This window comes from Aeromicrobium jepli (assembly GCF_047246605.1).
In the GTDB taxonomy this organism is placed as follows: Bacteria; Actinomycetota; Actinomycetes; order Propionibacteriales; family Nocardioidaceae; genus Aeromicrobium.
In genome coordinates this window covers 1-6507 of sequence record NZ_JBFOKO010000019.1, presented here as the reverse complement: position 1 = coordinate 6507, position 6507 = coordinate 1, and the positions used below count along the sequence as shown (strand labels likewise).

Here is a 6507-nt window from a genome sequence, read left to right as displayed (position 1 = left end):
TGTGCGTCTGATCCTTGAGAACTCAACAGTGTGTCAAAAGTCGACGAATTTTTATCAGTACCCCGGCGACTCTGAAGGATGCCAGCCTTGTGGTTGGTGTCGCGCAGGGTTGCAGGGACAATTCCGACAATAAATGACTGTCCAGCAGTCAGATCTTGTCAGTGTTGAACTGTCTAGTTGTTGACCGGGAGTCTTTGGCTTCCGGGATTTTTTCAACGGAGAGTTTGATCCTGGCTCAGGACGAACGCTGGCGGCGTGCTTAACACATGCAAGTCGAGCGGTAAGGCTCCTTCGGGAGTACACGAGCGGCGAACGGGTGAGTAACACGTGAGTAACCTGCCCCATTCATCGGAATAACCAGTGGAAACGCTGGCTAATGCCGAATATGACCATCGAGCGCATGCTCTGGTGGTGGAAAGCTCCGGCGGAGTGGGATGGACTCGCGGCCTATCAGCTTGTTGGTGAGGTAACGGCTCACCAAGGCGACGACGGGTAGCCGGCCTGAGAGGGTGACCGGCCACACTGGGACTGAGACACGGCCCAGACTCCTACGGGAGGCAGCAGTGGGGAATATTGGACAATGGGCGAAAGCCTGATCCAGCAACGCCGCGTGAGGGATGACGGCCTTCGGGTTGTAAACCTCTTTCAGCAGGGACGAAGCGAGAGTGACGGTACCTGCAGAAGAAGGACCGGCCAACTACGTGCCAGCAGCCGCGGTAATACGTAGGGTCCGAGCGTTGTCCGGAATTATTGGGCGTAAAGGGCTCGTAGGCGGTTTGTCGCGTCGGGAGTGAAAACTCAGGGCTCAACCCTGAGCGTGCTTCCGATACGGGCAAACTAGAGGTATGCAGGGGAGAATGGAATTCCTGGTGTAGCGGTGGAATGCGCAGATATCAGGAGGAACACCGGTGGCGAAGGCGGTTCTCTGGGCATTACCTGACGCTGAGGAGCGAAAGCATGGGGAGCGAACAGGATTAGATACCCTGGTAGTCCATGCCGTAAACGTTGGGCGCTAGGTGTGGGGACCTTCCACGGTTTCCGTGCCGCAGCTAACGCATTAAGCGCCCCGCCTGGGGAGTACGGCCGCAAGGCTAAAACTCAAAGGAATTGACGGGGGCCCGCACAAGCGGCGGAGCATGCTGATTAATTCGATGCAACGCGAAGAACCTTACCTGGGTTTGACATATGCCGGAAACACCTAGAGATAGGTGCCCCCTTGTGGTCGGTATACAGGTGGTGCATGGCTGTCGTCAGCTCGTGTCGTGAGATGTTGGGTTAAGTCCCGCAACGAGCGCAACCCTCGTCCTATGTTGCCAGCACGTGATGGTGGGGACTCATAGGAGACTGCCGGGGTCAACTCGGAGGAAGGTGGGGATGACGTCAAGTCTTCATGCCCCTTATGTCCAGGGCTTCAAGCATGCTACAATGGCCGGTACAAAGGGCTGCGATACCGCGAGGTGGAGCGAATCCCAAAAAGCCGGTCTCAGTTCGGATTGGGGTCTGCAACTCGACCCCATGAAGTCGGAGTCGCTAGTAATCGCAGATCAGCAACGCTGCGGTGAATACGTTCCCGGGCCTTGTACACACCGCCCGTCACGTCATGAAAGTCGGCAACACCCGAAGCCGGTGGCCCAACCCTTGTGGAGGGAGCCGTCGAAGGTGGGGCTGGCGATTGGGACGAAGTCGTAACAAGGTAGCCGTACCGGAAGGTGCGGCTGGATCACCTCCTTTCTAAGGAGCATCTGGCCAGCTTGGCTGGTCCAGGCGGACACCGTTCGTCAGCGAATGTCTGGCGCGGGTCCTGCTCACTAGTGGATCGTCGATTATTTGACTTGCCTGGTCGTGAGGATCGTCAGTACTGCTCGTGAGAGCGTGGAACCTCGGTCGGATCGGTTGGGCAGCTCAGGCACACTGTTGGGTCCTGAGGGATCAGCACGTTGTTTCGTGCAGGACCCCTTGGACCGCATACCCCCGCGAACCGTTCGACCTTGGTCGGGTAGGCGTGGATCTGGGTGCGGGACCGATCGTATTTTGAGAACTTCACAGTGGACGCGAGCATCTTTGTAGTAACAACAAGCTACTAAGTGCACATGGTGGATGCCTTGGCATCGAGAGCCGATGAAGGACGTTGGAGTCTGCGAAAAGCCCCGGGGAGTTGACAACCGAGCTGTGATCCGGGGATGTCCGAATGGGGAAACCCACTCAGAGGAAAGTCTGAGTACCTGCGCCTGAACACATAGGGCGTTGGGAGGGAACGTGGGGAAGTGAAACATCTCAGTACCCACAGGAAGAGAAAACAACAGTGATTCCGGGAGTAGTGGCGAGCGAAACCGGAAGAGGCCAAACCTTGGGTGTGTGATAGCCGGCGGGCGTTGCATCCAGGGGGTTGTGGGACCGCACTGACTGTTCTGCCGGACAGTCGAAGAGTCATAAACCATGAGTGAAGGTGAAGCTGACTGGAAAGTCGCGACACAGAGGGTGAGATCCCCGTAACCGTAAGCTCATGGCTCTTGTGCGTCATCCCGAGTAACACCGAACCCCTGAAATTCGGTGTGAATCTGGCGGGACCACCCGCTAAGCCTAAATACTCCTCGATGACCGATAGCGGACAAGTACCGTGAGGGAAAGGTGAAAAGTACCCCGGGAGGGGAGTGAAATAGTACCTGAAACCATGTGCATACAATCCGTTGGAGCGGTTCCTTGTGAACTGTGACAGCGTGCCTTTTGAAGAATGAGCCTGCGAGTTAGCGTTGTGTAGCAAGGTTAAGGCGAGTGCCGTAGCCGTAGCGAAAGCGAGTCCGAACAGGGCGTTTGAGTTGCACGATCTAGACCCGAAGCGGAGTGATCTATCCATGGCCAGGTTGAAGCGCGGGTAAGACCGCGTGGAGGACCGAACCCACCTAGGTTAAAAACTGGGGGGATGAGCTGTGGATAGGGGTGAAAGGCCAATCAAACTCCGTGATAGCTGGTTCTCCCCGAAATGCATTTAGGTGCAGCGTTGCGTGTTTCTTGCCGGAGGTAGAGCACTGGATGGGCTAGGGGGCCTACCAGCTTACTGAACTCAACCAAACTCCGAATGCCGGCAAGTGAGAGCGCAGCAGTGAGACTGCGGGGGATAAGCTCCGTAGTCGAGAGGGAAACAGCCCAGACCATCAGCTAAGGTCCCAAAGCGATTGCTAAGTGGAAAAGGATGTGGAGTCGCAGAGACAACCAGGAGGTTGGCTTAGAAGCAGCCACCCTTGAAAGAGTGCGTAATAGCTCACTGGTCAAGTAATTCCGCGCCGACAATTTAGCGGGGCTCAAGCAATCCACCGAAGCTATGGGATTCACACATGTGGTAGGCCTTCGTGGTCCAGCCGTGTGGATCGGTAGGGGAGCGTCGTGTCGCGAGTGAAGCGGCGGGGTAACCCAGCCGTGGATGCGACACGAGTGAGAATGCAGGCATGAGTAGCGAATGAAGAGTGAGAAACTCTTCCACCGAATGACCAAGGGTTCCAGGGTCAAGCTAATCTTCCCTGGGTAAGTCGGGACCTAAGGCGAGGCCGACAGGCGTAGTCGATGGACAACGGGTTGATATTCCCGTACCGGCATTGAATCGCCCATGCTGAATCCAGTGATGCTAAGTGCCCGAAACCGCACCTACCGTCTCTTCGGAGACCACGGTGCGGCGTAGCGCATGACCCGATCTGGTAGTAGGCAAGCAATGGTGTGACGCAGGAAGGTAGCTCAGCCGTGGCGATGGTTGTCCACGGGTAAGGTCGTAGGGCGAGTGATAGGCAAATCCGTCACTCATGTGCCTGAGAGCCGATGCCACCCACCTAGTGGAGTGTGAGTGATCCTATGCTGCCGAGAAAAGCATCTAGCGAGATTCAGAGCCGCCCGTACCCCAAACCGACTCAGGTGGTCAAGTAGAGAATACTAAGGTGATCGAGAGAATCATGGTTAAGGAACTCGGCAAAATGCCCCCGTAACTTCGGGAGAAGGGGGGCCGGATTCGTCAGTGGACTTGCTCCACGAAGCGTTGAAGGCCGCAGAGACCAGGCCCAAGCGACTGTTTACTAAAAACACAGGTCCATGCTAAGTCGAAAGACGCCGTATATGGACTGACTCCTGCCCGGTGCTGGAAGGTTAAGGGGACGTGTTAGCGCAAGCGAAGCACAGAACTTAAGCCCCAGTAAACGGCGGTGGTAACTATAACCATCCTAAGGTAGCGAAATTCCTTGTCGGGTAAGTTCCGACCTGCACGAATGGAGTAACGACTTGGGCGCTGTCTCAACCATGAACTCGGCGAAATTGCACTACGAGTAAAGATGCTCGTTACGCGCGGCAGGACGGAAAGACCCCGGGACCTTTACTATAGTTTGGTATTGGTGTTTGGTTCGACTTGTGTAGGATAGGTGGGAGACTGTGAAGCCCGGACGCCAGTTCGGGTGGAGTCGCCGTTGAAATACCACTCTGGTCGTACTAGACATCTAACCTAGGTCCGTTATCCGGATCAGGGACAGTGCCTGATGGGTAGTTTAACTGGGGCGGTTGCCTCCTAAAATGTAACGGAGGCGCTCAAAGGTTCCCTCAGCCTGGTTGGCAATCAGGTTTCGAGTGTAAGTGCACAAGGGAGCTTGACTGTGAGAGTGACAGCTCGAGCAGGGACGAAAGTCGGAACTAGTGATCCGGCGCTGGCATGTGGAAGCGGCGTCGCTCAACGGATAAAAGGTACCCCGGGGATAACAGGCTGATCTTCCCCAAGAGTCCATATCGACGGGATGGTTTGGCACCTCGATGTCGGCTCGTCGCATCCTGGGGCCGTAGCAGGTCCCAAGGGTTGGGCTGTTCGCCCATTAAAGCGGCACGCGAGCTGGGTTTAGAACGTCGTGAGACAGTTCGGTCCCTATCCGCCGCGCGCGTAGGAAACTTGAGAAAGGCTGCCCCTAGTACGAGAGGACCGGGGTGGACGAACCTCTGGTGTGCCAGTTGTTCTGCCAAGAGCACGGCTGGTTGGCTACGTTCGGAAGTGATAACCGCTGAAAGCATCTAAGCGGGAAGCACGTTTCAAGATGAGGTTTCCCACTCCCTCGAGGAGGTAAGGCCCCCAGCAGACCACTGGGTTGATAGGCCGGAAGTAGAAGTGCAGCAATGCATGGAGCTGACCGGTACTAATAGGCCGAGGGCTTGTTTCTTACACAGATCGCACGCGTCCACTGTGAGGTTCCCGAGATATGATCGGGAACCACGAGAGAACACCAACGAGTGTTCTCCCAAGGTTTAGTTGATATCTCCATAGAGTTTCGGCGACCATGGCGAAGGGGAAATACCCGGCTACATTCCGAACCCGGAAGTCAAGCCCTTCAGCGCCGATGGTACTGCACTGGAGACGGTGTGGGAGAGTAGGACGTCGCCGGACAACCATTGATGCGCGAGGCCGCTCCCTTCGGGAGCGGCCTTGCTGCATTTCCGGGCCCTTCTATCCTCGACACCAGGACCCCTGAAGCCGCCCACCACACACACCCTCTCGTCCGCAGCAGCCTGCGAGCAGCACCCCTGAAGAAGGACCCCACCGATGGCCGACGACCGCCGCCCCCGCACCAACCGCCCCACCAACCGCCCCACCAGCGGCGGCAAGAACACCGGCGGCGGCAAGAACACCAGCGGCAAGACCGGCGGCAGGAACACCAGCGGCAAGCCCGGTGGCGGCAAGACCAGCGGTGGCCCGCGCTCGGGCGCCGCCAAGACCACCGGCGGCGGCCCGCGCCCCGCCGGCGGTCGCGGCCAGGGCCCGGCCCGCGGCCCCCGCACCAGCAGCCCCCGCACCGACCGCGCAGGCGAGCGCACCGCCGAACAGCGCGCCTACGACGGACCCCCCATCCCCGACGACGTCTCCGCCCGCGACCTGGACAAGCACGCCCGCGCCGAGCTGTCCGGCCTGCCCGACAAGCTCGCCGACAAAGTCGCCCGCCACCTCGTCATGGCCGGCACCCTCCTACACACCGACCCCGAAACCGCCCACAAGCACGCCCTCGCCGCCCGCGCCCGCGCCACCCGCACCGGCCTGGTCCGCGAAGCCGTCGGCGAAACCGCCTACGCCCTCGGCAACTGGGCCGAAGCCCTCGCCGAATTCCGCGCCGCCCGCCGCATGACCGGCCGCCACATCTACGCCCCCATGATGGCCGACGCCGAACGCGCCCTCGGCCGCCCCGAACGCGCCCTCGACTACGACACCCCCGAAACCCGCGCCCACCTCGACGACGCCGGCAACATCGAACTCACCATCGTCATCGCCGGCGCCCGCCGCGACCTCGGCCAAACCGACGCCGCCCTCCAACTCCTCGAAACCGAACCCCTCCACACCACCAACCGCGCCGACTGGGTCACCCGCCTGCGCTACGCCTACGCCGACACCCTCCACGCCGCCGGCCGCACCCACGACGCCATCACCTGGTTCCACCGCGTCGCCGGCACCGACGCCCACCACCTCACCGACGCCGAACAACGCCTCACCCAACTCCAGGG

1 protein-coding gene and 3 rRNA genes are annotated in these 6507 nt (G+C 59.2%); all 4 read left to right on the top strand.

Annotation, left to right across the window (positions count from 1 at the left end):
- The first annotated feature begins 212 nt into the window (after positions 1 to 212).
- Positions 213 to 1731: ribosomal RNA gene (locus tag AB3M81_RS18515) — 16S ribosomal RNA — on the top strand.
- A gap of 339 nt (positions 1732 to 2070) precedes the next feature.
- A 23S ribosomal RNA gene (locus AB3M81_RS18510) occupies positions 2071 to 5177 on the top strand.
- A gap of 107 nt (positions 5178 to 5284) precedes the next feature.
- Positions 5285 to 5401, top strand: a 5S ribosomal RNA gene (gene rrf / locus AB3M81_RS18505).
- The 16S, 23S and 5S rRNA genes sit together here, the layout of an rRNA operon.
- Before the next feature lie 156 nt (positions 5402 to 5557).
- Positions 5558 to 6507, top strand: a 950-nt coding sequence (locus AB3M81_RS18500) for a tetratricopeptide repeat protein (RefSeq protein ID WP_412905416.1), incomplete at its 3' end; no start/stop codon positions are given.